The organism is Ruegeria sp. AK4, from assembly GCF_056541025.1.
This window is the reverse complement of the sequence record NZ_JBQFXS010000002.1, coordinates 475,139-500,713: the sequence shown is the minus strand read 5'-3', so window position 1 is coordinate 500,713 and position 25,575 is coordinate 475,139. Positions and strand designations below refer to the sequence as shown.

23 protein-coding genes are annotated in these 25,575 nt (G+C 61.3%); 12 read left to right on the top strand and 11 right to left on the bottom strand.

Annotated elements, in window-relative coordinates; translation table 11 throughout:
* Window positions 1–8 precede the first annotated feature (8 nt).
* Together ACR0EZ_RS06155 and ACR0EZ_RS06150 are read left to right on the top strand one after the other, a co-directional pair.
* Complete coding sequence (locus ACR0EZ_RS06155; RefSeq protein WP_480611747.1) at window positions 9–1,511, top strand: aldehyde dehydrogenase family protein; 1,503 nt, start codon at window positions 9–11, stop codon at window positions 1,509–1,511.
* On the top strand, window positions 1,511–3,109 hold the full coding sequence (locus ACR0EZ_RS06150) for a GMC family oxidoreductase (protein WP_480611746.1): 1,599 nt from the start codon (window positions 1,511–1,513) through the stop codon (window positions 3,107–3,109). Before ACR0EZ_RS06155 ends, ACR0EZ_RS06150 begins: the two co-directional genes overlap by 1 nt.
* 72 nt (window positions 3,110–3,181) lie before the next feature.
* On the opposite strand, the gene ACR0EZ_RS06145 is transcribed toward ACR0EZ_RS06150, so the two are convergent.
* A complete protein-coding gene (locus ACR0EZ_RS06145) occupies window positions 3,182–4,000 on the bottom strand; it encodes an aldo/keto reductase (protein WP_480611745.1) in 819 nt (272 codons plus the stop codon).
* A 146-nt stretch (window positions 4,001–4,146) separates the two neighbouring features.
* Here ACR0EZ_RS06145 and ACR0EZ_RS06140 point away from each other — a divergent pair, with 146 nt between their 5' ends.
* From ACR0EZ_RS06140 to ACR0EZ_RS06130, 3 genes are read left to right on the top strand one after another with little or no spacing between them, the layout of a single operon-like run.
* Complete coding sequence (locus tag ACR0EZ_RS06140) at window positions 4,147–5,727, top strand: acyl CoA:acetate/3-ketoacid CoA transferase (protein WP_480611743.1); 1,581 nt, start codon at window positions 4,147–4,149, stop codon at window positions 5,725–5,727.
* Window positions 5,724–6,491 carry an enoyl-CoA hydratase/isomerase family protein gene (locus ACR0EZ_RS06135; RefSeq protein ID WP_480611742.1) on the top strand — a complete coding sequence of 256 codons (768 nt, stop codon included), beginning with the start codon at window positions 5,724–5,726 and terminating at the stop codon, window positions 6,489–6,491. Before ACR0EZ_RS06140 ends, ACR0EZ_RS06135 begins: the two co-directional genes overlap by 4 nt.
* A gap of 24 nt (window positions 6,492–6,515) precedes the next feature.
* On the top strand, window positions 6,516–6,827 hold the full coding sequence (locus ACR0EZ_RS06130; protein WP_480611741.1) for a Dabb family protein: 312 nt from the start codon (window positions 6,516–6,518) through the stop codon (window positions 6,825–6,827).
* Between the two features lie 106 nt (window positions 6,828–6,933).
* Here the strand turns inward: ACR0EZ_RS06130 and ACR0EZ_RS06125 are convergent, their stop codons facing one another.
* The 4 genes from ACR0EZ_RS06125 to ACR0EZ_RS06110 are packed head-to-tail and all read right to left on the bottom strand — an operon-like array spanning window position 6,934 to window position 10,868.
* On the bottom strand, window positions 6,934–7,794 hold the full coding sequence (locus tag ACR0EZ_RS06125; protein WP_480611740.1) for a sugar phosphate isomerase/epimerase family protein: 861 nt from the start codon (window positions 7,792–7,794) through the stop codon (window positions 6,934–6,936).
* Window positions 7,795–7,797: 3 nt separating this feature from the next.
* On the bottom strand, window positions 7,798–8,946 hold the full coding sequence (locus ACR0EZ_RS06120; RefSeq protein ID WP_480611739.1) for a dihydrodipicolinate synthase family protein: 1,149 nt from the start codon (window positions 8,944–8,946) through the stop codon (window positions 7,798–7,800).
* A 9-nt stretch (window positions 8,947–8,955) separates the two neighbouring features.
* Complete coding sequence (locus tag ACR0EZ_RS06115) at window positions 8,956–9,726, bottom strand: 3-ketoacyl-ACP reductase (protein WP_480611738.1); 771 nt, start codon at window positions 9,724–9,726, stop codon at window positions 8,956–8,958.
* The gene (locus tag ACR0EZ_RS06110; protein ID WP_480611737.1) at window positions 9,723–10,868 is read right to left on the bottom strand and encodes an acyl-CoA dehydrogenase family protein; all 1,146 of its coding nucleotides are present in this window, start codon (window positions 10,866–10,868) and stop codon (window positions 9,723–9,725) included. The genes ACR0EZ_RS06115 and ACR0EZ_RS06110 overlap by 4 nt, the downstream gene beginning before the upstream one ends.
* Before the next feature lie 158 nt (window positions 10,869–11,026).
* Here ACR0EZ_RS06110 and ACR0EZ_RS06105 point away from each other — a divergent pair, with 158 nt between their 5' ends.
* The 3 genes from ACR0EZ_RS06105 to ACR0EZ_RS06095 are packed head-to-tail and all read left to right on the top strand — an operon-like array spanning window position 11,027 to window position 12,958.
* Window positions 11,027–12,043 (top strand): aldo/keto reductase, encoded by a 1,017-nt coding sequence (locus ACR0EZ_RS06105; protein WP_480611736.1) that lies wholly within the window; start codon window positions 11,027–11,029, stop codon window positions 12,041–12,043.
* Window positions 12,040–12,495: a MaoC family dehydratase gene (locus tag ACR0EZ_RS06100; protein WP_480611735.1), complete on the top strand. Its 456-nt coding sequence runs from the start codon at window positions 12,040–12,042 to the stop codon at window positions 12,493–12,495. The genes ACR0EZ_RS06105 and ACR0EZ_RS06100 overlap by 4 nt, the downstream gene beginning before the upstream one ends.
* A gap of 37 nt (window positions 12,496–12,532) precedes the next feature.
* On the top strand, window positions 12,533–12,958 hold the full coding sequence (locus tag ACR0EZ_RS06095; protein WP_480611734.1) for a GlcG/HbpS family heme-binding protein: 426 nt from the start codon (window positions 12,533–12,535) through the stop codon (window positions 12,956–12,958).
* 9 nt (window positions 12,959–12,967) lie between these two features.
* Here the strand turns inward: ACR0EZ_RS06095 and ACR0EZ_RS06090 are convergent, their stop codons facing one another.
* From ACR0EZ_RS06090 to ACR0EZ_RS06075, 4 genes are read right to left on the bottom strand one after another with little or no spacing between them, the layout of a single operon-like run.
* Window positions 12,968–14,188, bottom strand: coding sequence for an NAD(P)/FAD-dependent oxidoreductase (locus ACR0EZ_RS06090; RefSeq protein WP_480611733.1), 1,221 nt, complete (start codon window positions 14,186–14,188; stop codon window positions 12,968–12,970).
* Between the two features lie 12 nt (window positions 14,189–14,200).
* A complete protein-coding gene (locus ACR0EZ_RS06085; protein ID WP_480611732.1) occupies window positions 14,201–15,436 on the bottom strand; it encodes a flavin-containing monooxygenase in 1,236 nt (411 codons plus the stop codon).
* A 60-nt stretch (window positions 15,437–15,496) separates the two neighbouring features.
* The gene (locus ACR0EZ_RS06080; RefSeq protein ID WP_480611731.1) at window positions 15,497–15,697 is read right to left on the bottom strand and encodes a hypothetical protein; all 201 of its coding nucleotides are present in this window, start codon (window positions 15,695–15,697) and stop codon (window positions 15,497–15,499) included.
* Between the two features lie 37 nt (window positions 15,698–15,734).
* A complete protein-coding gene (locus ACR0EZ_RS06075) occupies window positions 15,735–16,301 on the bottom strand; it encodes an OsmC family protein (protein WP_480611729.1) in 567 nt (188 codons plus the stop codon).
* Window positions 16,302–16,478: 177 nt separating this feature from the next.
* Here ACR0EZ_RS06075 and ACR0EZ_RS06070 point away from each other — a divergent pair, with 177 nt between their 5' ends.
* Complete coding sequence (locus ACR0EZ_RS06070; protein WP_480611727.1) at window positions 16,479–17,660, top strand: alpha/beta hydrolase; 1,182 nt, start codon at window positions 16,479–16,481, stop codon at window positions 17,658–17,660.
* On the opposite strand, the gene ACR0EZ_RS06065 is transcribed toward ACR0EZ_RS06070, so the two are convergent.
* On the bottom strand, window positions 17,657–19,186 hold the full coding sequence (locus tag ACR0EZ_RS06065; protein ID WP_480611726.1) for a winged helix-turn-helix domain-containing protein: 1,530 nt from the start codon (window positions 19,184–19,186) through the stop codon (window positions 17,657–17,659). The genes ACR0EZ_RS06070 and ACR0EZ_RS06065 overlap by 4 nt on opposite strands.
* A gap of 115 nt (window positions 19,187–19,301) precedes the next feature.
* Window positions 19,302–20,081 carry an IclR family transcriptional regulator gene (locus ACR0EZ_RS06060; RefSeq protein ID WP_480611725.1) on the bottom strand — a complete coding sequence of 260 codons (780 nt, stop codon included), beginning with the start codon at window positions 20,079–20,081 and terminating at the stop codon, window positions 19,302–19,304.
* Between the two features lie 272 nt (window positions 20,082–20,353).
* Here ACR0EZ_RS06060 and ACR0EZ_RS06055 point away from each other — a divergent pair, with 272 nt between their 5' ends.
* The 3 genes from ACR0EZ_RS06055 (at window position 20,354) to ACR0EZ_RS06045 (ending at window position 25,509) form a co-directional block, all read left to right on the top strand.
* Entirely contained in the window at window positions 20,354–21,103 is a 750-nt protein-coding gene (locus ACR0EZ_RS06055; protein WP_480611724.1) for an SDR family oxidoreductase, read from the top strand.
* 15 nt (window positions 21,104–21,118) lie between these two features.
* Entirely contained in the window at window positions 21,119–21,964 is an 846-nt protein-coding gene (locus ACR0EZ_RS06050; protein WP_480611723.1) for a fumarylacetoacetate hydrolase family protein, read from the top strand.
* A gap of 224 nt (window positions 21,965–22,188) precedes the next feature.
* The gene (locus ACR0EZ_RS06045; RefSeq protein ID WP_480611722.1) at window positions 22,189–25,509 is read left to right on the top strand and encodes an AAA family ATPase; all 3,321 of its coding nucleotides are present in this window, start codon (window positions 22,189–22,191) and stop codon (window positions 25,507–25,509) included.
* The last annotated feature ends 66 nt before the right edge of the window (window positions 25,510–25,575 follow it).

Here is a 25,575-nt window from a genome sequence, read left to right as displayed (position 1 = left end):
CCTTTTTGATGGACCAAAACAGCCAGATTCTGACACCCCCATCCGAGCCGCGCGCGTTCGGGTTCTTCATGGACGGCAACTGGGTGCCCACCGGGGATCGCGACGTGTTCGAACGGTCTTCGCCGGGGCATGGCGTGCCGGTCACGCGCATTCCGCGCTGCACCGAGGAGGATCTGAACGCCGTGGTCGCCTCGGCGCGCGGGGCGTTTGATGACCGCCGATGGTGTGGCCTGTCCGGGGCCGACCGCGCGGCGGTGCTGCTGAAAGCGGCGGACCTGATCCGCAAGCGCACGGATGAGATCGCTTATTGGGAAACGCTGGAAAACGGCAAGCCCATCGCGCAGGCGCGGGCCGAAGTTCAGGGCTGTGTTGGCATGTTCGAGTTCGCCGCAGGTCTTGCGCGGGCGCTGCATGGGGACAGTTTCAACAACAGCGGTGACGGCGCGATGGGCATCGTCACCCGCGAACCGGTTGGCGTTGTCGGCCTGATCACCCCGTGGAATTTCCCGTTCCTGATCCTGTGCGAACGGGTGCCTTATATCCTGGCCTCGGGCTGCACCATCGTCTCGAAACCCTCCGAAGTGACCAGCGCCACGACGCTGCTGTTGGCGGAAATCCTGTCCGAGGCGGGGCTGCCCGATGGCGTCTTCAACGTGGTCACCGGATCGGGCAGCGTGATCGGTCAGAAACTGGCCGAGCATATGGATGTGGACATGCTGTCCTTCACCGGCTCGACCGCCGTAGGGCGCTCGGTTGTTGCCGCTGCAGGTCAGAGCAACTTCAAGAAGCTGGGGCTGGAGCTTGGGGGCAAGAACCCACAGGTCGTGTTTGCCGATGCGGATTTGGAAGACGCCGCCGACGGTGTGGCCTTTGGAATCGCTTTCAACACCGGACAGTGCTGCGTGTCCGGCGCCCGGCTGTTGGTGGAGCGCTCGGTCGCGGACCGGTTCGCCGAAATGGTGGCCGGGAAACTGCGCAAGGTCCGCGTGGGCGATCCGCTGGACGAGCGCACACAGGCCGGTGCGATCACCACGGATGCGCAGAACCGCACCATCCTGTCCTACATCGCGAAGGGTCAGGAAGAGGGCGCGACCCTGCTGACCGGCGGCACCACGCCCGAAATCTCGGGCGGGCAGTATATCGATCCGGTCGTGTTCACGGGTGTGACCAACGACATGGCGATTGCGCGGGAAGAGATTTTCGGACCCGTTCTGGTGGTGATCCCGTTTGACACGATTGACGAGGCGATCGCGATTGCCAACGATACCGAATACGGGCTGGCGGCAAGTGTCTGGACCAAGAACATCGACAAGGCGCTGACGATCTCGCGCCGGGTTCGGGCCGGGCGGTTCTGGGTCAACACGACGCTGGCCGGTGGCCCCGAATTGCCTATTGGCGGGTTCAAAGCCTCGGGCTGGGGGCGCGAAGCCGGGATGCACGGGGTCGAGGAATATACGCAGATCAAGTCGATCCATGTCGAGATCGGCAAACGGTCGCATTGGGTGGAGTGATGGCGGCAAACGGATATGACTATGTGATCGTCGGCGGCGGTTCGGCGGGCTGCGTTCTGGCCAATCGCCTGACCGAAGACAGCAGCGTAAGGGTGCTGATGCTGGAAGCGGGCGGCAAGGACAGCCACCCGCTGATCCACATGCCCGTGGGTTTCGCCAAGATGACCGCCGGACCGCACACCTGGGGTTTTGACACGGTGCCCCAGACACATGCCAACAACCGCGAAATCCCCTATGCGCAGGGCCGGGTACTGGGCGGCGGCAGCTCGATCAATGCCGAGGTGTTCACCCGCGGCAACCCCGTCGATTACGACCGCTGGGCCAATGAGGAAGGCTGCGAAGGCTGGTCCTTTGACGAAGTCCGCCAGTACTTCATCCGGTCCGAACGCAACGCGATACTGTCCGGCGAGTGGCACGGCACCGACGGTCCGCTGGGTGTGTCCAACCTTGAACCACAAGAGATGACCCGCGTGTTTGTGCGATCCTGTCAGGAGGCCGGGCTGCCCTACAATCCCGATTTCAACGGCCCCAGGCAGGAGGGGGCCGGGGTCTATCAGACGACAACGTGGAATGCGAAACGCTGCTCGGCTGCGGTCGGGTATCTCAAACCGGTCCTGTCGCGTCCGAACCTGACGGTCGAGACCGGGTGTCAGGTGCACCGGGTCGTGATCGAAGGCGGGCGGGCCACCGGCGTTGCCTATGACAAGGGCGGAGAGGTTCACACCGTCACGGCAGATCAGGAGGTGCTGGTGACCTCGGGCGCGATCGGCACGCCCAAGCTGATGCTGCTGTCCGGTGTCGGACCCGCGGCGCATCTGCGTGAGCATGGGATCGAAGTGCAGCACGACCTGCCGGGCGTCGGTGAAAACCTGACCGACCATTTCGGCATCGACATCGTGGCCGAGTTGAACGGGCACCAAAGTCTGGACAAGTATAACAAACCGCATTGGGCCGCATGGGCCGGGATGCAGTATTATCTGTTTGGGTCCGGGCCTGTTGCCTCGAACGTGGTCGAAGGCGGGGCCTTCTGGTACGCCGATGCCAATGCGCCCGTGCCGGATCTTCAGTTCCATTTCCTTGCCGGGGCAGGGGCCGAGGCCGGGGTGCCCAGCGTTCCCAAGGGCAGCTCGGGCATCACGCTGAACTCTTACACGTTGCGGCCCAAGGCGCGGGGCACGGTCAGGCTGCGGTCAAACCGGGTCGAAGATATGCCGTTGGTCGATCCAAATTTCCTCGGGCATCCGGATGACCTGAAAACCTCGGTCGAGGGGGTCAAACACAGCGTTGAGATTTTCCGCCAGAACAGCCTGCAGAAATACATCCGCCAAATCCGGTTCCCGGATGACAGCGTCAAGACGCAAGCCGATTACGAGGCCTATGCGCGCCAATACGGCCGGACCTCGTACCACCCGACCTGTACTTGCAAGATGGGTGTGGATGAAATGGCCGTGGTCGACCCTCAGATGCGGGTGCGGGGGATTGATGGTTTGCGGATTTGCGACAGCTCGGCGATGCCCAGCCTGATCGGATCAAACACCAATGCGCCAACGATCATGATGGCCGAGAAAGCATCCGACATGATCCGGGGCAATCACTGAGCGATTACGCTCTCACGGCTCATACGGTTGCCCCTAGTAAGGCGGTGCCACAGAGGCACCGCCTTTTTACGTTCAGTCCCATTTGGGGGCCCAGGGCACCAGATCCTCACCAACGATGCGAAAGCCGGTATGGGTTTTTGCGTCGATCCGATCCATGTCGCTACTGGACAGGGTGAAATCCATAACGTCGAAGTTGGCATCGATATTGGCGCGTTTGGTCGACATGGTGTTGATCGAAACGCCTTTCTGCAAAATCCAGCGCAGAACGACCTGGCCCGCTGTCTTGCCATAGGTCTGGCCGATTTCGTCGAAGATCGAATGCTTGAAGACCTCACCACGCGCGACGGAACAGTAGGACGACAGGGGAATGCCGGTTTCGGTCGCCGCCGCCAGAAGCGCGTCCTGATTCAGAAGCGGATGGAATTCGACCTGATTTGTGACCAGCGGCGTGTCGATGATCTTGACCGCATCGCGCATCATCTGTGCGGTGTAGTTCGACACCCCGATATTCTTCGCCAGCCCTTTCGCGTGGGCCTGTTCCAGCAGTTTCAGCGAGGGTGCGATATCTCCGCCGATCGGGGGCCAGTGTAGCAGCAGGACGTCAACGTAATCCAGCTGCAGCTTCTTCAGACTTTCTTCGACCGAAGGGATGAACGCCTGTTCCGTGAAATTGTCGGGATGAACCTTTGTGGTTACGCAAATCTCGTCCCTTGCGAAGCCAAGCTCGGCCAGTGCGTCACCGGTTTCTTTCTCGTTTTCATACATTTGCGCGGTATCGAATGACCGGTAGCCAACATCGGCAGCGATCATCATGGCGTCGCGCAACTCACTTCCGGTCAGGGGGAATGTACCGAATGTGCGCTGGTTGGTATTCTGGAAATAAATGTTCATTGCGATCCTCCCAAGGGACAAGTTTGCAAGTAACTTAATGGTTACTTAATCTCACGTCAATTCCGTCTTTGTCTAGATTCCTGTTGATTTAGGCAAGCCTCCGGGGCATAAAGTTATAACTGTTTAGTTACTTCTGTGAGGATCGCATGACCAGGCAAATGACGGCGCGCGAAGCAGCAAATCTTGTGCCTGACGGGGCGGTCGTGGCGGTGAATTCGTCAAGCGGCCTGTGCTGTCCGGATGCGGTCTTGAAAGGTCTGGGCGAACGCTTTGACGACGAAGGCGCGCCGCGGAACCTGACGACGATCCATCCCATCGCTGCCGGAGACATGTTCGGCACCAAAGGGGTGGATCACATCGCCAAGCCGGGGCTGCTGACCCGGATCATCGGGGGGTCGTACCCGTCGGGGCCCAGCAAGGCCAAACCGCCGATGATCTGGCAGATGATCACCGCAGAACAGGTGCGCGCCTATAATGTGCCTTCGGGCATTATCTTCGACATGCTGCGCGAATCCGCCGCCAAGCGTCCGGGCGTGCTGACCAAGGTTGGCATGGATACCTTTGTCGATCCCGAAATTGAAGGCTGCGCCATGAACGACGCGGCGCGGGCCGAGCCCATCGTCAAACGCATGGAGTTCGAGGGCGAAGACTGGCTGTATTTCAAGTCCATGGCCCCGAACGTGGCCATCATCCGCGCGACCACGGCGGATGAAAAAGGCAACCTGAGCTTTGAACATGAAGGGGCCTATCTGGGCGCGATGGAAATGGCGCTGGCCGCGCGCAACAATGGCGGTGTGGTGATTGCTCAGGCCAAGCGTGTTGCCGCAGCGGGCAGCATCCGTCCGCATGACGTGCACGTGCCGGGGATTCTGGTCGATGTCATCGTCGAAGCCCCGGACCAGTTGCAGACCACGGCAACCGAATATGATCCGGCGATTTCGGGCGAACTGACCCGCCCGATTGAAAGCTTCAGCACGGCCGAGTTCAATGTCGGCAAGGTGATCGCGCGCCGCGTCGCGCAAGAGCTGAAACAGGGTTGGGCGGTCAATATCGGCTTTGGCATATCGGCCAATGTCCCTCGCATTCTGGTCGAGGAAAGGCTTCACGGCTCGGTCACCTGGATGATCGAGCAAGGGGCTGTCGGTGGTGTGCCTTTGCTCGATTTCAAATTCGGCTGTTCCGCCAATGCCGAGGCTTTTGTGCCCTCACCGCATCAGTTCTGCTATTTTCAGGCGGGCGGGTTTGATGCTTCGCTTCTGTCGTTTCTGGAAGTGGACAAGAACGGCTCGGTCAATGTCTCGCGCCTGTCTGCAATCCCGCACCGCACCGCCGGGGCCGGGGGCTTCGTTGACATCACCGCGCGGGCCCGCAAGATCGTGTTTTCGGGCAATTTCAATGCCGGGGCAAAGATGACGGTCGAAAACGGTCAACTCAAAATCCTGCAAGAGGGGAAGGTTGCCAAGTTTGTGGATGAGGTCGATCAGATTTCCTTCTCGGGCAAGCGCGCTACGGCAACCGGGCAGGATGTGACCTATGTGACCGAGCGCTGTGTGATCAGGCTGACCGATCAGGGGCTGATGGTCACGGAAATTGCGCCCGGTCTTGATCTGCAGCGGGATGTTCTGGATCAGGCAGCGACCCCGTTGCTGGTGTCGGAGGATCTGAAAGTGATGGATGGAGCCCTGTTTGATCCCACGCCGATGGGTCTGACCCTGACGGCGGCATGATGGATCACTTTCTGCTGGATATCAGCGACGGCATCGCCCGTCTGACGGTCAACCGACCCGAGCGGCTGAACGCGCTGACCGAGCCGATGATGGAGGATCTGATGACCCTTTGTCGCCAGATCGAACATGCCGGGGACGTGCATGTGGCGATCCTGACCGGGGCGGGTAAGGCGTTCTGTGCCGGTGGCGACATCGATGCCTGGGCCGCACGCTCCCCGGATGGGTTCGGGCGGCATTGGCTGCGCGATGGGCATCAGGCGTTGGACGCGTTGACGCGCCTTCGCCAGCCGGTGATCGCGGTTCTGAACGGCCATGTTCTGGGCGGTGGGCTGGAATTGGCCGCCTGCGCCGATTACCGCATCGCGGAATCGCATATCCGCATTGGGCAGCCGGAACCGGCGCTTGGCATTATTCCCGGCTGGTCCGGCACGCAGCGCACCGTGCGCCGGTTCGGCTCGCAACTGGTGCGGCGCATGGCAATTTTTGGCGAGCAGTTCTCGGCCAGTGACGCGCTGACGTTTGGCCTTGTCGATCAGGTTGCCGAACAAGGGCAGGGCGTTGCCGCAGCCGAGGAACTGGCCAACCGGATGCGCCATCGCGGACCGGTTGCAATCGAATTGACCAAGATGCTGATCAACGCCGCCGAAGGCGAAGAGCGCGAGCGCGTGTTCGAGGCCTTGGCAGGCCGGGTCGCCGCGTCGCATAGCGAACTACAAGTCGGGCTGGCCGCGTTCAAAGACCGCAAGAAAGCGGATTTCTGGTAATCACCTCGGGGAAGGAAGAGTGAAATGATACGTCATCTGGTACATCTGCGCTTTGCAGGCGATGTTTCCGAGGCTGAGAAATCCGCGCTTTACAAGGATCTGGAGGGGTTGAAGGGCCATATCGACGGCATTCTCGATTTCCAGAGCCGCAGCAACGTGTCCGTCGAAACCGACCTTGTGCGCGATTTCAACGATATGTTCTGGTTCGATTTTCGCGATGCCGCCGTGCGCGACGTCTATCTGGTCGATCCAACCCATCAGGAAATCGGCGGGCGGATCGTTGCCAAAACCGTTGGCGGTCCGGACGGCGTTTTTGTCTGCGATATCGAGGTCTGACCCAATAACGTTTCGGGTTTAACTAGAGGCACGAATACCCTGCCACGCCTACGGCGTTCTCGGGACATTCGCGCCGCAAAATGAGTCGGGTAAAACCCGAAACGCTTTAGCAGCAGGTCCTGAACCGCTCGACAATGATGTCCAGAACCTCGTGCGGGTCGCGCTTCCACCAGTTTTCGGCCGAGAATATCTCGACCTCGCACAGGCCGTCATAGCCGGCGTTTTCGACGGCGGCGCGCAGGGCGTACAGATCGGCGACGCCGTCGCCCATCATCCCCCGGTCCAGAAGGATGTCCGACGTATCGGCCAGCCAGTCGCACAGGTGATAGCCATAGATGCGGCCGTTGGCGCGGGTCGCGAGGGTGCCGGCCAGCGTCGTGTCCCACCAGACGTGATTGACATCGATCGCAACGCCCACATTCTCTGCCCCGACCGCATCGCAGACATTCAGCGCATCTGCGGCGGTCATCAGGCAGGTGCGATTGCCTGCGGTTGCGGGGTTCAGCGGCTCCAACGCCAGTTTCACACCGCGTTCGGCCGCGTAAGGGGCGGCGCGGGCCACGCGGTCGGCGAGGGTTTTCTGGCTTTCCATAACGCCTTTGGTGCCCGGTTCGGGCCCGCCGGTCACGATGGTCAGAACCTCGGTTTCCAGCGCGGCGGTCTGATCGATGGACAGGTGAAAATCGTCCATGATCTGCTGATCCGATGGCAGCGCCAGCGGGCCGGTCAGGAACGGCGTGCGGCACAGGCCGGAAACCTGCATCCCGGCGGCGCGGACACGTTGGCCGATCTCGGCCGCGCGCCCGTCCAACTCGCGCCGCCAGAAGGTGATTCCGCCATAACCGCGCGCGGCGCAGGCGTCGATCACCTGCTCGGGCGACCAGCCCGCGCCGTGGCCGTCCAGATTATGGCCCAGCGTCGCCGTGTTCAGCGCCAATGCGGAATGATCGTTCGAGAAATCGCGCAAGCCTCAGACCCCGTAAAGTTTCAGCATATGCCCCATGCGCGCGACCGCCAGATCCGGATCGCGCAACAACCCGCATTCATCGGCCATTTTGAAACAGTCGGTGAAATAGGGCAGGGACCGCGCCGCCTGCGCGCCGTTCAGCATGATGAAATGGTCCTGAAACCCGTTCAGCCAGGCCAGAAACACCACGCCGGTTTTGTAATACTGTGTCGGCGCCCGGAAGATATGGCGGGCCAGCGGAACCGTCGGGTCCAGCGTGTCGCGGAAGGTCCTGGCGTCACCCTCGCTCAATTTGCTGACCGCATAAGCGGCGGCGGGGGCGAGCGGGTCGAAGATGCCGAGAAGTGCGTGAGAATATCCCTGATCGTCGCCCTCGATCAGTTCGGGATAGTTGAAATCGTCGCCGGTATACATCCTGACGCCCTCGGGCAACCGGCGGCGCATGATGACCTCTTTCTCGGCATCCAGCAGCGAGATTTTGATCCCGTCCACCTTGTCCACATTTGCACCTATGACCGCCAGCACGGTTTCCAGCGCATCGTCGAAATTGTCCGAACCCCAGTACCCGGCAAGCTGCGGGTCAAACATCGCACCCAGCCAATGCAAGATGACGGGTTCATCGCAGGCCGCCAGCACATCGTTGTAGACCGAGATATAATCATCCGGCCCGGTCGCCACCTTCGCCAAGGCGCGCGATGCCATCAGGATGATCCGCCCGCCCAGCTTTTGAATGGCCTCGACCTGTTCAAGATAGGCCCGGCGTACATAGTCCAACGTTTTTGCATCCGCCGGGTCCAGATGATCGGTGCCGCAGCCATTGGCGACAAGCGCGTCGGGCAGTTCCTCGCGGGTGCGGCGGATCAGCTCCAATGCGCCGGTCCAGTCCAGCCCCATGCCGCGTTGGGCGGTGTCCATCGCCTCGGCAATGCCCATGCCCATTCCGGCCAGATAGTGGCGGAAATCCATTGTCTTTGCCCAGTCGACATGCGCCGGGCCGGTCGGGTCATGGTCGCCAAACGGGTCTGCCACAACATGGGCGGCGGAATACAGAACCCGGGCCGAGTTCGGTGTCAGCTTCGACGGGGCGACCGGCATGCCGACCAGCGCATAGTCATGCAGTTTTCCGGTGGTATCAGGCAGCTGAATTTTCATGGATTTACCTTAGAAACGGGGAACAAGCAGTCCGGCATCCGCTGAGATGGCCTGACCGGTCGTGTAGGGAAGTTTGCCACTGGCCAGTGATGCGATGATGCGGCCCATATCCTTGGGTTGGCCGACGCGGGGGAACAGGGTCAGCCCGTCCCTGGCGCGCTGGTCATACATCTCGATCACCGGGGCGGTCATGTCGGTTGCGATCAGGCCGGGCTGCACGTCATAGACGGCGATGTCTTCCTGCCCCAGCCGCACGGCGAAGGTTTTAGAGATCATCGCCGCCGCCGCCTTGGAGGCACAATATTCGGCGCGGGGGGCGGCCACCGCCACCGCGTTCGAGGATGTTACGTTGACGATGCTGTGAAACAGGTCGGGATCGCGGTCGCGGGCAACCAGCCGCTTGGCAAAAGCCTGCGACAGGAAGAACATTGCCTTGGTGTTGACGGCCATGCAGCGGTCATAACTGGCCTCGGTGACCTCCAGCAGATCACCGCGCTGCATCACGCCGACGCCCGCGTTGTTCACCAGCGTTGTCAGCGGGCCAATCTCGGCTTCGATTGCGGCCAGTTGGTCGTCATGGGTTCCGATTTCCGAGACGTCAAAAGCCGCCGCAACCGCAGGCACGCCAAGGGCACGGATGCTGTCCAGCGCACCCTGCAGTTCATCGTCCATCTGCGGGCCGTTTACCGCGATGGCGAAGCCTTCGCGCGCCAATGCAATGGCGGCGGCCAGACCGATCCCACGGGAAGACCCGGTAACAAATGCTGCGTGACGGCTCATGCGGCAGCCCCTTTCGACAGAAGTTCTCGGGCGATGATCATACGCTGAATCTGGTTGGTTCCTTCGTAAATCTGCGTGATTTTTGCGTCGCGATACAGGCGCTCAACCTCGAACCCGCGAATATAGCCCGACCCGCCAAACACCTGCACCGCGTCCGAGGACCGCTGAACAGCCATATCCCCGGCAAAGCACTTGGCCATCGAACAAGCCTTGGTGGCATCTTGGCCGGTGTCGATCTTGTAGGCGGCAGAGTGGACCAGCAGCCGGGCGGCCTCAACATCCTTGGCGATATCGGCCAGCAACCACTGAACGCCCTGAAAATCGGCGATGGGTTTGCTGAATTGCTTGCGCTGCTGGGCATAGTCCGTCGCGGCCTCGAGCCCCGCCTGACCGATGCCGACCGCCAGCGCGGCGATGCCGACGCGGCCCTTGTCCAGAACGCTCATCATCATGTGAAAGCCGCGCCCTTCGGTGCCCAGCAAGGCATCGGCGGGCAGGCGCACATCGTCAAAGGAGAGCGGGCCGACCTGGCTGGCGCGTTGGCCCATCTTGATCTCTTTCGGGCCGCGTGTGACGCCGTCGGCATGCAGATCGACCACAAAAATCGACATGCCGCGATGCCCGGCCTCGGGGTCGGTGCGGGCCAGAACAAAACCCAGATCCGCGACCGGTGCGTTGTGGATCCAGATCTTGCCGCCGTTCAGCACCCATCCGTCGCCGTCCCGAACTGCCGTAGTGCGAATGCCCGAGACATCGGTGCCCGCTTCGGGTTCGGTGATGCAATAGGCCGGGCGAAGTTTGGCCGCCAGCAGATCACCCAGCCATTTGCCCTGCTGTTGCGGCGTTCCGTGGCGCACCAGCAGTGTCGTGACCAGTTCCAGCAACCCACATTGATCCGCGATCGAGGCATAGCCGCGCGACAATTCCTCCATCACCAGAGCGTAGGTGACGGTGTCGAATCCGGGCCCGCCAAGCTCTTCCGGGACGCCGATGCCGAACAGGCCGAGCTCGGCCATTTGGTCATAGATTTCAGCGGGAAAGCGCGAATCCCGGTCCAGCTCTTCCGCGGCGGGGCGGATGACACCTTCGGCAAACTGGCGGGTCATGTCGCGAACCTGGATGTGGGTTTCCGTCAGGAACATCGTAGCGCCTCATAATGTAACCAATCAGTTACTAGTACGCTCCGCAAGGCCGGTTCGTCAAGTGGGTTGATCGGTTTCGGCATATGCTATAAATAACCAATCAGTTACTTAATTGAAACGAAAAAATCGGCGGTCCGGTTTGCATTTGGGAGGCTCGCATGAATCCGAACACGAAGAACAAATTTGGCCGGGTGGATCTGAACGTATCCGCCTTTGGCTTCGGCACTGCGCCGATTGGCAACATCTTCCGCGAGATTGACGAAGAAACGTCGAACGCCATGATCCAGCACGCCTGGGACAAGGGGGTCCGGTATTTCGACACTGCCCCGATGTATGGCCACGGTCTGTCCGAGATGCGGACAGGTCACAGCCTGCGCTGGAAGGACCGCGATGACTTTATCCTGTCGTCCAAGGTTGGCCGGATCCTGAAGCCCGGGCGTCGGCAGGACATCAACTTTGAGCCCTGGACCAACGCCGCTCCCTTCACCATGCATTTCGACTACAGCTATGACGGGATCATGCGCTCGTTCGAAGACAGTCTGCAGCGGATGGCGCTGGAGCACATGGATATCTGTTTCATCCACGATATCGACGTGTTCACCCGTGGTGACGAACAGCCCGAGGTGTTCAAGCAGGCGATGGACGGGGCCTGGAAAGCGCTGGAAAGCCTGCGCGATCAGGGCGTTGTCAAAGCCATCGGCGTCGGCGTGAACGAGTGGGAGGTCTGCCACGCCGCGCTGGAACAGCGCGATTTCGATTGTTTCCTGTTGGCTGGCCGGTACACCCTGCTGGAACAGGACGCGCTGGATCAGTTCCTGCCGCTTTGCGAAGAACGCGGCGCGGCGGTGGTTGTCGGCGGCGGCTTCAACTCGGGCATTCTGGCGACGGGGGCCAAGGAAGGGGCCAAGTACAACTACGCCCCGGCCCCTGCCGATATCATGGACAAGGTCCGCAAGATCGAGGCGGTCTGCGCCGAGTACAACGTGCCCCTGCCAGCCGCTGCGCTGCAGTTTGTGGTTGCCCATCCGGCGGTGCCGACCTTCATGGCGGGCACCCGCACGGTCGAGCAGCTGGAGCAGAATCTGAACTGGTTCAGCCATGACATCCCGGCAGAGTTCTGGGCCGACCTGAAAGCCAAGGGTCTGCTGCGCGAAGACGCCCCTGTTCCGGAATGACCGCAACCCCTCTGAGTGCTGGAATCTACGGCTATCACGACCTGCAGGTTGGGGATGTGATGAAAACCGGGTCTGCCGAGATCACGGCAGACCTGATCGCGGGTTTTGCCGACCTGACCGGCGACAAATACGCGTTGCATCTGGATGATCAGGTCGCAAAGCAGCTTGGATACAAGGCGCGTGTGGCGCATGGGCTGCTGATCCTGTCGGTTGTCGATGGGTTGAAATTCCAGTCCAGCGCGCGCCCGGACGGGCTTGCCTCGCTGGGGTGGAACTGGCGGTTCGAGCAGCCGGTTTTGGCCGGGGATACGATCCGGGCCGAACTGCATGTCGTGTCGAAACGCGATACCTCGTCCGGTCGACGCGGGATCATCTCCTTCCGGTTCGATGTCTTCAATCAGGAGGATCAAAGGGTCCAGCAGGGCACGAATGAGCTGATCTTCGACCTGTGACCAACGCGCGGCAACAGTTTGAGAGCAAGAGGACAAGATGCCTGTTTCCTTCACCAGACGCGTCATAACACAGGCCTCGGCCAATAGTGCGGTTCAGACCGCCCTGAGCCACGCCGCCGAAAATGACTGGCAGGTTTCGGCTGTGGTCGTGGACCCCAGCGGTCACATGGTTGCCGCAGGGCGCATGGATGGCACGCCTGCTGCGGTCTCGGGATTTGCGCTGGACAAGGCGCGGACTGCCGTGTTGGGCAAAACCACCCGCGCATTTGCCGAGCGGATGTTGTCAGAGCCTGCGTTGCAGCTTGGCCTGGCAAACCGCCCCGACCTGTGCGCCTGGGACGGCGGGCTGCCCATATTGGAGAACGGCATCCTGATCGGCGCGATTGGCGTATCCGGTGCCGCTGGCCCCGACGACATCACATGCGCCGAGGCCGGGCTGCGGGCCATTGGTCTGGGCTCGTGACACGCCCGATCATGGCCGCGCGCTGCGCGCGTATGAGGGCGCTTCAAAGCCCTGAGCAATTGCCGGAAGAACCGGGGTGGGTGCCTGCTCAGATGTTTCGAGCGACCCGACCAGATGGGCAAATTCGGCCTTCATCTCGGCATTCAGGTGCATGTGGAGGGTTTTGAGCTGCTCCAACGTCCAGTCGAAAGACGCGATTTTTACCGTGAGGCTGAACAGCTTTGCCGACAACCGGTCGCGCGTGCGCTGGTAATCGGACAGATCATCAAACCCCTGCGTCAAAGCTGTTTCGGCAAGGATATGTGCGTCCCGCAAGGCGTCGGTGATGCCATGGGCGGTCAGCGGGTCCTTGAAGTATCCCGCATCCCCGACCAAAGCCCATCCCGCACCCGCGCATTGCCGCATATGGCCCGCCGCGCCCGGAAACCGTCTGGGTTTTTCGGCAAAGGAGCGTTGGTCCAGTTGGTCCGCCGCATGACCATCCCATCGCCGCAGCTGATCGCGCAACCCCGCACGGATATCCGTGCCGAACCTTGCCTTGAAATCCTCGGGTCGGCAGGCGGCGAACACGCAATGCTGACCATCGGTCGTGGGGATCAACCCCGCCGCGATATTGTGGTCATGAAACCAGCGGTATCCGGCATTCGGCAGGCCCCGGACATAGGCGTAAGCGCAGGCCGAGCGGGTGTTCGACCGGACAATGTCGTGTGCGCCGACCAGTTTGGCAAGGGTCGAATTCCGCCCGTCCGCGCCGATGACCAGATCGGCGTTGACCTGATAGGTCTTGCCGTCCCGGTCCATCAGGACAACGCCCGTCACCCGGTTGTCGCGGCCACGGACAATATCGCAGCAGATGGTGCCGGTCCGCAGTTCAACCCCGGCCTTTTGCGCGGCATCGCCCAGCGTTTTGTCCAGCAGCCAGCGGCGGGGCGCAAACAGCCCCTCATACCCGATGTCGGGTCTGACCGGGATATCGACGACCTCGTCGCCATAGACAAATTGCGTCGTTCTGACCGCCGGGGTCGAGGGTTTGATCCGGTCCAGAACCCCCCAATGCGCAAGCAGGTGAACCGCCGGGCGCATCAGTGCATGGGTCGACAGCGTGTCACCGATCTCGGCTTCGCGATCCACCATCAGGACACGCGCGCCGCCCCGCGCCAGAGCCATGGCGGTCGAGGCCCCGGCCACGCGGGCGCCGATTACGATTGCATCAAATCTCTGCGGTTGCATGATAGGCTCCTTTCAGGCGGCCAAAGGTTGGTTGAGTTGACGGGTGATCTGACGGGCCAGTGCCTTTGCGTCGCGCGCCGCGCCGTCGATATGCACCGAACGGCTGGTGCGCAGATACGGCAGGCCCATGACATAAAGGCCGGGTTCGACGATGCCGCCGTGATGCTGGATACGGCCCTTGCGGTCGAAGACGGGCATCTGGACAAAGCGATGATCGGGATTGAACCCGGTCGCCCAGATCACGGTGTCGAATTCGGACAGATCGATGCTCAGACGCGGATCGGAGGGCACCGAAATCGGCGCAAAGCGCTGGGGCGGCGCCACCAGATCGTCGAAGCCATGGTTGCTGACCCAGCTATCCACCCGGTCCAGCAGCCGGTTCATTTTCAGGTCGGCGGACGCCGCCGCATTGAATAAACTGCCCGAGAACAGCGCCTTGCCGTCGCGGATATCCATCATCCGCCCAACCAGTTCGACGCCCCGCGCCTGCAGAACATCCAGATTCAGGTCGGCGCGTTCAGGCGTTCCGATCAGCGGCAGCGAGGGCGTGCGGCGCACCCGGTCCAGATCGTCGATCTTGGTGAAGGGCTCATCAAACACGCGGGCCAGATGCATCCATTGCAGAATGTCGGCTCCGCGATAGCTTCGCGGCAAACGCCCGTGGCTGCCAACGGCCAGCGTGACCTTGCGACCGGACCAGGCCAATTCCTGCGCGATCTGCAGGCCAGAGGCCGAGGCCCCCACCACCAGCACACCACCCGCGCGCAGTTCCAACGGGCTGCGGTAGGAGATCGGGGAAAACTGTTCGATGCGATGGGGCAGGGTCTGCGCAAAGGCCGGAACCTTGGGCCGTGCGCAGGCGCCGGTTGCGATGACCACGGATTGGCAGCGGATCGGACCGCGGGGTGTCTCGGCAAGATACCCGTCGCCCAACCGCGTCAGGGCAATGACAGACGTATTGGGCAGCAGGGGCGGGGCATTGCGCGACACCCATCTGGCGATTTCACCGGCAAAGGTTTTGGCGGTGGCAAACCCATCAGGATCACCGGGACCGTGCCTCTGGCCCGGCAGCGTGTTCATCCAGTTGGGGGTTAGCAGGCGCAGCGATTCCCAGCGGCGGCTGTGCCAGCTTTCACCGGCGCGTCCGGCGTCCAGAACCAGGTGGTCGATCGAGCGTTTGCTCAGTTCGAAACTCATGGCAAGGCCGCACTGGCCCGCCCCGATGATCAGGGTGGTTGTTGAAAGCATCTTGGGCCTCTGGGTCAAAGGGTTTGAAATGGGGGACCCGGCATGCGGGGTCCGCAGGATTTACAAGGGAAAACGACCGCCGCGATGGGACAGGGCCGAGGCGGCCTTTCGCACCTCGCGGTACCGGTGCTGGCCGATATCGGTCAGCAACCGGTCACTCAGCACGCTCGCGGGGCTGTGCGCGGTGCGCGGGCGCGAGACTTTGTTGATGACTGCGACAAGGCCAGCGGCGATTGCGGAAAAAGCGGCGATCGTAAACATAATGAAATTCCTTTTTGGGATGATGCGCGGGACGCCGTCAGGTGACAGACACCCGCACGTTGCCCGGGTTGGTGATGATGTCGAAAACGGCCGAACGTTTTTGGCTTTGCGCCACGACTGCGGCGATTTCATCCGGCGTGGCGTCGGCATCGATATCGAAGGCTACGCGGATGGCTTTGAAGCCATTGCGTACATCCGGGTCGATCCCGAGGATGCCGTGCAGGCTCATGTCGCCTTCGACCTTTGCCATCACCGAGTTCAGCTGGATGCCCCGGTTCTGCGCGACCGAGGCCACGCCCGCACACAGGCAGCTTGCCAGCGCGGACAGGACGATCTCGACCGGGGTCGCGCCCCGATCCTCGGCTGCGAAACAGGCCGGGTGGTCGGCGTCAAAGGTGAATGTCTCAGAATGCTCATGCTCTTCGCCAAGGCCAAAGAACCCTTTGACGGTCGAGCGGCTGTGCACCCCGTTCATCCATTCGCATTCGGCGCGCCATGTGAATTCAGCCGCTGCGGGCATGTCGGTCAGCGCTTCGCGGGCACCCATCAGGGCTTCGACATTCACGCCGTTGTCGGCCTGGGTCATTTGCTGTGTCATGTTCATCTTCTTCTCCAATCAGGTTTGGGCATGATCGCCCTGTACCCACAGGCTTAGCGGCCTCGCAGAGGTGAAGCTTGAGGAGGATCTTGGGGTTTCTTGGGGAATTCTTGGGGAAACCGCTGATACGCGGAAAATGTGCCCTCAGATGACAAATCCGGCCCACGCCGCTAGGCTTCCGGCATGAATTACAGTTTCGGAGAGTTTACCCTTGATACCGCCGGGCTGGAGCTGCGCGCGCGGGGTGCGCCGGTTTCCATCGAGCCCAAGGTTCTGGAAATCCTGATCCATCTGGTCGAAAACCGCGATCGCGTGGTCACACGGGACGAGTTGATCGACACGATCTGGGAAGGGCGGTTTATCTCGGACGCGGCCGTGTCCTCGGCGATTTACGCCGTGCGAAACACCGTGGGCGACAGCGGCGCGACGCAGAACATGGTCAAGACGATCCACGGTCGCGGCTTCCGCTTTATCGCATCCACCGTGGAAAGCGGCGCCGGACCCGCCGCACAAACTGACGACAAGCCCGAGCAGGACATCTATTTTTGTCACAGCAAGGACGGCACGCGGATCGCCTATTCCATCGCCGGAGAAGGACCGCCGCTGATCAAGACCTCGCACTGGCTGACCCATGTGGAACTGGACTGGAACAGCCCGGTCTGGAGGCATGTCCACCGCCATTTTGCCCAGACCCATCAGCTTATCCGCTACGATCCACGCGGCAACGGGCTGAGCGAATGGGAGGTCGAGGATTTCTCGCTGGAGCGGCAGGTCGAGGATCTGGAGGCAGTCGCCAATGCCGTTGGCCTTGAGCGATTTCCGATACTTGGGATTTCGCAGGCGGCTGCGGTCAGCGTTGCCTATTGCGTCAAGAACCCGGATCGCGTTTCGAGGATGGCGTTTTATGCAGGCTATGCCTGCGGGTGGCGGCATCACGGCAGCGAAAAGCGTATCAAGGCGACCGAGGCTGCGATTGCCCTGATCGAAAGCGTCTGGGGCGGCGCGGGGGCCGTGCAGCAGATGTTCAGCGGCACGTTCATGCCCAATGCGCCGGCGGAATACCTGAAATGGTTCAGCGAGTTGCAGGCGCAGTCATCTAACGGGCGCAACGCGGCAAAGCTCATTGCTGCCATCGGAGAGGTGGATGTGCGCGAGATTCTAGGCCAGGTCTCGGTCCCCACGCTGGTTCTGCACGCGCGTGAGGATACCGCCATCAATTTTCGGCAGGGGCAGGCGCTGGCAGCGGGTATTCCGGGGGCCAGATTTGTGCCGCTGGAAACCTCTAACCACATTCTGCCCGAGACGGACCCAGCCTGGCATCGGTGCAGCCGGCTGATCACCGAGTTTCTTCTGGAGGACAGCTAGGGCGTGCTTTGCGCGCGAATGGCTTCAACCAGCGAGGACAGGTGGATCTGAATCTCTTTGCCGACGACCGCCCGGATTTCTGTGTCGGACAGATCGGGTCTGATCCTGAAAGCCGAAGTCAGCGCCGATTGCGCCATCTTGAGGTCTTTGCAAACCACACCGATAGCGGCCAGAACGACGCGCGGGATGTGGTTGCGGTGGTCCGCATCGCAGGCCTTGGTGGCCTCGGCCCGGGCTTTTTCCACGTCACCGCTCAGCAGGGCTGCCGTTGCAAGTGCAGCGCCCCAGACGGCGCGGCGCGGGTCCATCGGGCTGACGCGGATGCCGTCTTCGAGTTCGCGCACCGCTTCGGGGAAGTTGCCGGCCAGCAGATGCGCGGCCCCAAGCGCCGTTCGTGCCTGCGCATTGTCCGGGTTCAATTCCAGCGCCGTGCGCAGGATCGGCAGGGCCCGGTCGCGGTCTCCGATATCGGCCAGTGCGCAGCCGGTCATGCCCAGAATGGTCGAGTCCATCCCGTCAATATCCATCGCGGTGTCCACCAGAGCGTTCACGCGGTCAAACAACGCTTGACGCTCTTCCAGAATGCCGACGCGGTGCCCGATGCCCAGAACCAGCGCCAGATAGGCATGGGCCAGCGCCAGATCGGGCTGCAACGAGATGGCGCGTTCCAGCAACTGCCGGGCATTCCCGCACGACGCGCGGTTCCATCCTTTCAGGGACAGAACACCGATGGCTTCCAGTGTCAGCGCCGGGGCAGACCCTTCGGCGGTTGCGGTGCTGAGGTCCTTCATCATCGCCCGCACCAGTTGGGGTTCCAGCACCGGCAGCGCGGCGTTCAGCAGCCCCTCGCTGATGTCTTCGTCGCGCGCCTGCTCGATCCGCCGCGCCCAGTGGTGATGGCCGCTGGCCACATCGATCAGCTGGAAATTCGCCCGAACCCCGGCAGGGGTTTCCTGCAGACTGCCCTCCAACATGTACCAGACGCCAAACCGGTCACGGACCGTGGCAAGGTCGATCGCGCTGTCCTGCATCGCAAAGCTGGCGGCGCGGGAAATGATCGACAGGAACGGCACGCGGGTTAGCACGGTCGTCAGCATCTCGACCAGCCCGTCTGCAACCCCCTGCAGGTCCGGAGAATCGCCAAACACCTGCATCGGCAGAATGACCAGCGAGGGTAGGTCCGAGACCCTGGCAGACACGGAGTGCGAAACGGTGAGAGTGTGGTCTTCGACCCGGCCAACAAACCGGAACCCGCGCCCGTGTACCGTTTTGATCAGGGCCTGGGATTTCCCGTCATCCCCAACGGCCCGGCGCGCGCTTTTCAGACAGGTGGACACGGCGGCATCCGACACGGCACGCCCGTCCCAGAGTTTTTTGATGATCTCGTCCCGGTCGATGACGCGATCCCGGCTTTCAATCAACAAACACACCAATTCCAGCGCACGCGGCTCCACATGCACGGGTTGCCCGAACTGGCGAAGCTCGAACTGGTCAACATCAAGCTCAAAGTCGTCGAAACGATACATGCGTATCTCCGTCGCGTTGTTCCCGACCGTTTCACATTGTGTCAGTCCGGCGCGGGACCGTGGCTTCGCGAAAGGCTAGTCAATCCGCAGGGGTTACTCAAGACAGCCCCGCCGATCAGCTCTGCCTGCCCGCGTAGAAATCCGTCAGATAGTCCGCCAGCGCCTTGTGCATCTCGTGCACCTCTTCGATGCCCGGAACCTCAAACTGGTCGATCCGTTCTAGGAAGGGGCAGTTCACGACACTGATCGCGCGGCCTTCGTGGTCCAGCACAGGGTAGGCGAGGTTCGTGACCCCGACAGCGGTGGCTGACGGCATCCGCTCGTACCCCCATTCGCGAATACGCGCGACGTGTTCTTTGAATTCGACGGGGTCCAGTTCCGGCTCGCCCTGTGCCAGCCGGTGCTTGTCCAGCAACTCGTCCAAGTCCGCGTCACTGCGGAACGCCGCCAGAACGCGGCCGGTTCCCGTGTTGCCCAGCCCGATCACCGTACCAACCCGCAAAGCAAGCCCCCAGTTTCCGGGCGACGCGACTGATGCGACGACCACAATGTCGCCGTTGCTTTCCATGCCCATATGGCAGGATTGCCAGGCCTTTCGGGTGACGGCCCGAATCTTTGACGTCGAAAGCTCGAGCAATCGTTCCAGGGGTGGGTGGCGTTGCGAGACCGCGAACATCTTCAGTGTCAGCGAATACAGATCATCCTCGGACGAGCGCATGACATAGCCGCGCCGCACCAGCGTGGTCAGCATGCGGTAAATCTCGCTTTGGGACCGATCCAGCGCGCGTGCGATATCGCCCTGCGCCAGACCGTCGGCGTGAAGCGACAGCAGCTCGATAATGTCCAAACCTTTTTCCAGCGCCGGGGCGCGGTATTTCTCGGTGGTTTCGGTCAATCTGCCCTCCCAAACCGTGTGATGGCGGTTTTCGAAATCGTGGGGCAAGATGCAGGGCAAAGTCAATGTTGATTTAAAAGTAAATAAGTGTTTTACATACAAATCGATGAGGCGGAAAAGCGGTTGATCGGCTGTCGGCAGCAGAGCACTCTGATTTCGAAGGTGAAACTGACGGTTGGACGCAGGAGTTGCCTCGATCTCAGCGAAAACCCGCAGACCAGGTGAACACGGGGCAATGATGACAGAGGCATTCCACTCGGATTGAGGACGACATGACACAGCAAACGGGCCGTCTGGCCGGAAAGAAAGCGCTTGTAACCGCTGCGGGGCAGGGGATTGGCCGCGCCGGCGTCGAAAAATACGTGGCCGAGGGTGCTCGGGTCGTGGCCTGCGATATCAACGACGCAACGCTGGCGGAACTGGACGAAATCGACGGTGTCACTGCCGAGAAGTTGGACGTCACCGACGCGGATGCGGTGGCCCGGGTCGTTGAAGATGCAGGCACGCTGGACGTGTTGTTCAACTGTGCAGGTTTCGTCGGCGCGGGCTCGATCCTTGAATGCGACGAGGATCAGTGGGATTTCAGCTTCGACCTGAACGTCAAGGCAATGTACCGGCTGGCCAAGCTGGTGCTGCCCGGCATGTTGGAAAACGGCGGCGGATCGATCATCAACATGTCCTCGGTCGCCTCGTCGATCAAAGGTGTGCCGAACCGGTTTTCGTATTGCGCCTCGAAGGCGGCGGTGATCGGGCTTACCAAATCCATCGCTGCGGATTTCATAACGCAGGGTATCCGCTGCAACGCCATCTGCCCGGGTACCGTCGACAGCCCCAGCCTGCACGACCGCCTGCGCGCCACCGGTGACTATGAACAGGCCATGAAGGAGTTCATCGCACGCCAGCCCATGGGCCGCATCGGCCACGCTGACGAGATCGCCGCGCTGGCCGTCTATCTGGCCAGCGACGAGACCGCATTCACCACCGGACAGACTTTCGCCATCGATGGCGGCTGGACCGTTTGATCAGGGATATTTGACATGAAACTGCTGCGTTACGGCCCTGTGGGTCAGGAAAAACCGGGGCTTCTGGACAATGACGGCACCATCCGTGACCTGTCGGGCGTCGTCGGCGATATCGCGGGCGAGGCGCTGTCGGATGCCAGCCTTGCCGCCTTGCGCGCGTTGGATGTGAACAGCCTGCCTGTTGTCGAAGGCGCGCCGCGCATCGGGGCCTGCGTCGGTCAGGTGGGTAAATTCATCTGCATCGGTTTGAACTATGCCGATCACGCTGCCGAATCCGGCATGGCGCTGCCGGATGAGCCTGTGATCTTCTTCAAAGCGACCTCGTCCATCATCGGCCCCGATGACACGGTTGAAATCCCTCGCGGCTCGGTCAAGACCGATTGGGAAGTCGAGCTGGGCGTGGTGATCGGCAGGCACGCCAAATACGTCTCGGTTGAAGGTGCGCTGGATTACGTGGCGGGCTATTGCGTGGTCAACGACCTGTCCGAGCGGGACTTTCAGATGCACCGCTCGGGCCAGTGGGTCAAAGGCAAATCCGCCGACACGTTTGGCCCAATCGGCCCCTGGCTGGTGACCCGCGACGAGGTGCCGGACCCGCAGAACTTGCCGATGTATCTTGAGGTGAACGGTCACCGCTATCAGAACGGATCGACCAGAACGATGCATTTCGATGTAGCGACCGTTATCTCGCACCTGTCGGAGTTCATGTCGTTGCACCCCGGCGATGTGATCTCGACCGGGACGCCGCCGGGTGTTGGGTTGGGACAAAAACCCGAGGTTTACCTAAAGCCCGGCGATGTCATGGAGTTGGGGATCGGGGGTCTGGGTGTTCAGCGCCAGAAGGTCGAGGCCAGCAATTGACGCGATGGTTGGCAACCCGCATTTGACGAAACTCCGTCCAGTGAGTTTTGCGGGCTGTGGACGAAGCCCTTGACCGCGCAATACGCGTCGTTTTCATTGAGGCCAGGCAGCTCAAGGCATTCGGCAATGGTCACCGGCTGTCCTGAGACAACAATTTAAGCAGGGAGATGCCTGCCGTTGGGATGAGCCATCGAGCCGACCGCAACGGTATGGGAAACGAATGAATGTCCGATATCGCGCTCTGGCTTGAAAAACACGGGTTGTCCAAATATGCCCCGGCCTTTTCAGAACACGAAATCGAACTTGGTGACTTAACCGAACTGACGGACGAAGACCTTGTCACCATTGGGCTGCCGCTCGGTCCGCGGCGGCGTTTCATGAAAGCCGTTCGCGCCAGTGTCGATGGGGATCACCGCCCGCAAAACACCGCTCTGGGTCCGTCGATCGTTGCCGAGCGGCGGCAACTGACCGTTATGTTCATCGACCTGGTGGGGTCAACTGAGCTGTCCCAGCGGGTCGATCCGGAAGACCTGGCCGAGGTCCTGCGGCTGTTCAAGGAAAGCTGTGCCGCCTCGGTCGCAGCTTTTGATGGTCATATCGCCAGTTATTACGGTGACGGGATCATGGTGTTTTTCGGCTTCCCTCATGCCCATGAAGACGACCCGGAACGCGCCGTTCGAGCAGGACTGCGGATCATCAAGGAAATCCCGGAAATCCGCACCCATGCGAAGTTGAACGTTCGGATAGGGATAGCGACTGGGCTGGTTGTCGTTGGCGATCTGCGCGGCGAAAAGATGTTCGAGGATGGCACCGCCATGGGCGAGACGCCCAATCTGGCCGCACGTTTGCAGGCCATGGCGGACCCCGGCACGCTGATTGTCGCCCCGAGCACACATCAATTGGCCGGGAACGCCTTTGAATACGTTCTGCGCGGGGTCTTCAAGCTCAAGGGGTTCGCGAAAGAGGTCGAAGCCTGGCAGGTGACTGGGACGCGCGAAACCATCAGCCGGTTCATGGCCACCGACAGCGTTTCGCTTGGTCCATTGGTCGGTCGCACGACGGAATACGAGGCGCTGGGAGACAGGTGGAAACTGGCCTGTGGCGGTCAGGGGCAGGTTGTTCTGGTGTCGGGTGAGGCGGGCATTGGCAAGTCCCGGCTGGTCGAAGAGCTCAGCCAGAACATTGCCGGGGCATCGCACGCCCAAATTCGGTATCAGTGCTCGCCTTACCATTATGCCAGCGCGTTTTATCCGGCCATTCGCCAACTCGAAACCGCCGCTGACCTTCGCGCCGATGATGCAAACGACGTGAAGCTGAAGAAGATTTCCTCGGTTCTTGGGGATGATGGCAGCCGGACCCTGAAGCTGGCGGCATCGCTTCTTTCGGTTCCTTTCGAAGATCAACTGGGGCCGTTGGACCTGACACCGCAGCAGGTCATGGACCAGACGCTGGGGCTGCTGATTGACACGCTTGTTGCCAGGGCCAGGGAAGCGCCCGTGCTGCTGTTGTTTGAGGATGCTCATTGGGTTGATCCGACGACCAAGCTGCTGCTGGACCGGATCGCTGATCAGATCAAGGACCTTCCGGTTCTTGTGGTGATGACATTCAGGCCCGAGTTTGATCCCGGTTGGGCCTTGCAGTCGAACCTGACGAAGGTCGCGTTGCGGCAACTGGATTTTGGTCAGGTCAAAGGCATTGTGAACGAGGTCGCCAAATGCGACGGGATCTCGGACGAGATGTATGAACTGATTGCCGCCCGATCCGATGGCGTGCCGCTTTATGTCGAAGAGGTCACGAAAGACCTGGTTGAATCGGGGCTTCTGATGGGGGAAGCCGAGACATTCAAAATAGGCGACGCATCCCCGGCCAGTTCGGTGCCCAGCACCTTGCATGATGCGCTGATGGCGCGCCTGGACCGTCTGAGTTCAGCCAAGGAGGTGGCACAGATCGGTGCGGTTATCGGGCCGCAGTTTTCCTATCCGCTGATCGCCAAAGTGTCCCGCTTTGGGGAAAAAGCGTTGCGGGCCGGTCTGGAGCTTTTGGTCGATGCGGGTATCGTCACGATTTCCGACTCAGACGATCCGCAATCCTTCAGCTACCGTCATGCCCTTATTCGGGACACCGCCTATAACAGCCTTCTGAAAAGCGAGCGCCGGGTTCTGCATGCGCGCGTTGCGCAGACGCTAAGCCACAAATCCAACCATATCGGCGATGCCAGCCCCGAGATTCTGGCGCACCACTACACGCTGGCCGGAATGGCAACCGAGGCAATCGACTGCCGATACCTCGCCGGCCAGCGCGCGGTCAAAAGGTCGGCCAATATCGAGGCGAACACACAACTCGGCCTGGCAATCGAGCAGCTTAGCCAGCAGAACAGCAGCCCCGAGCGGGATCGGAAAGAGATTGAGATTCAGGTCCTTCGCGCGGGCGTTTTGCGCTCGACGGCGGGGATTGCTGCGGATGAAACCGGATCGGTTTATTCGCGCATCCGGGACCTATGCGAGCGCGTCGAAGAAACCGGGCACCTGTTCCCGATCCTGAACGGCCTGTATTCCTTTCATCTGGTGCGTGCCGAATATGACCTGGCCCGCACGGTCGCCGGGCGACTGCTGGAACTTGCGGAAACGACCGGCGAAACCCAGCATCAGATGGTGGCGCATCGGGCAATGGGGGCGGTTCTGTTCCATATCGGGGAGCTGGGGCCGGCCCATGATCACCTGCAAGACGCGCTGGACCTCTACAGCCCGGACCGTGACGGGCATCTGGCGTTTATCTACGGGTCCGATCATGCAGCCATTACATCCTGTTTCCTAAGTCTGGCCGTCTGGATGCGCGGACAGCCGGACAGGGCACTAGAAATTCAAAGTCAGGCGGTTTCGGGCGCACGAACGCTTGCGCATGCCCATAGCATCGCGCAGTCGCTCACCTACCTGTGCATGCTGCACCTTCTGCGCCGCGAACCCGAAAAAGTGGTTGAGGTTGTCGACCAGCTTGAGGCTCTGTCTGCCGAGCATTCCTTTACCTTCATGTCGTTGACAGCAAGGATGTGGCGAAGCTGGGTGGAGGCCTACGTCGCCCCCGGACCCGAAACGATCCCTGCGCTGCTACACGCAGCGCAGGCCTGGTGGGCGAGCGGGGCGGGGAATTACAAACCCTTCTTTTTGACCCTGATTGCTGAATTGACCCTGCGAACTGGGGATCGGGAAGGGTCTTTGAACTTTCTGGCTGAAGCCCGCGAACACCAGAGCCTGACGAATGAAGGCTGGGCGCAGGCCGAAACGGACCGGGTTCACGCCCTCGCAAGCTCGCAGAGCGGGCCCGCCGAAGCTGAGTTCCACGCGGCTTTCGAAACCGCCCGCCGACAGCGCGCGAATATGTTCGAACTTCGAACGGCGGTGGACTATGTCAGGCATTGCAGGAAATTTGGGCGCAAACCCGCTGCGGCATCTGACCTTGGCGCCGCTCTTAAGTCGATCACCGCAGGAGAGACGTCACCAGACGTAAGAGAGGCCCGCGATTTACTCGGTGTGCCCAAACCCGTTTGAGCGCGGGATATTTATCTTTGGACAGCAACCTCGGACAGCGGGCGCATGGGCAAGCGGAACCTGTCT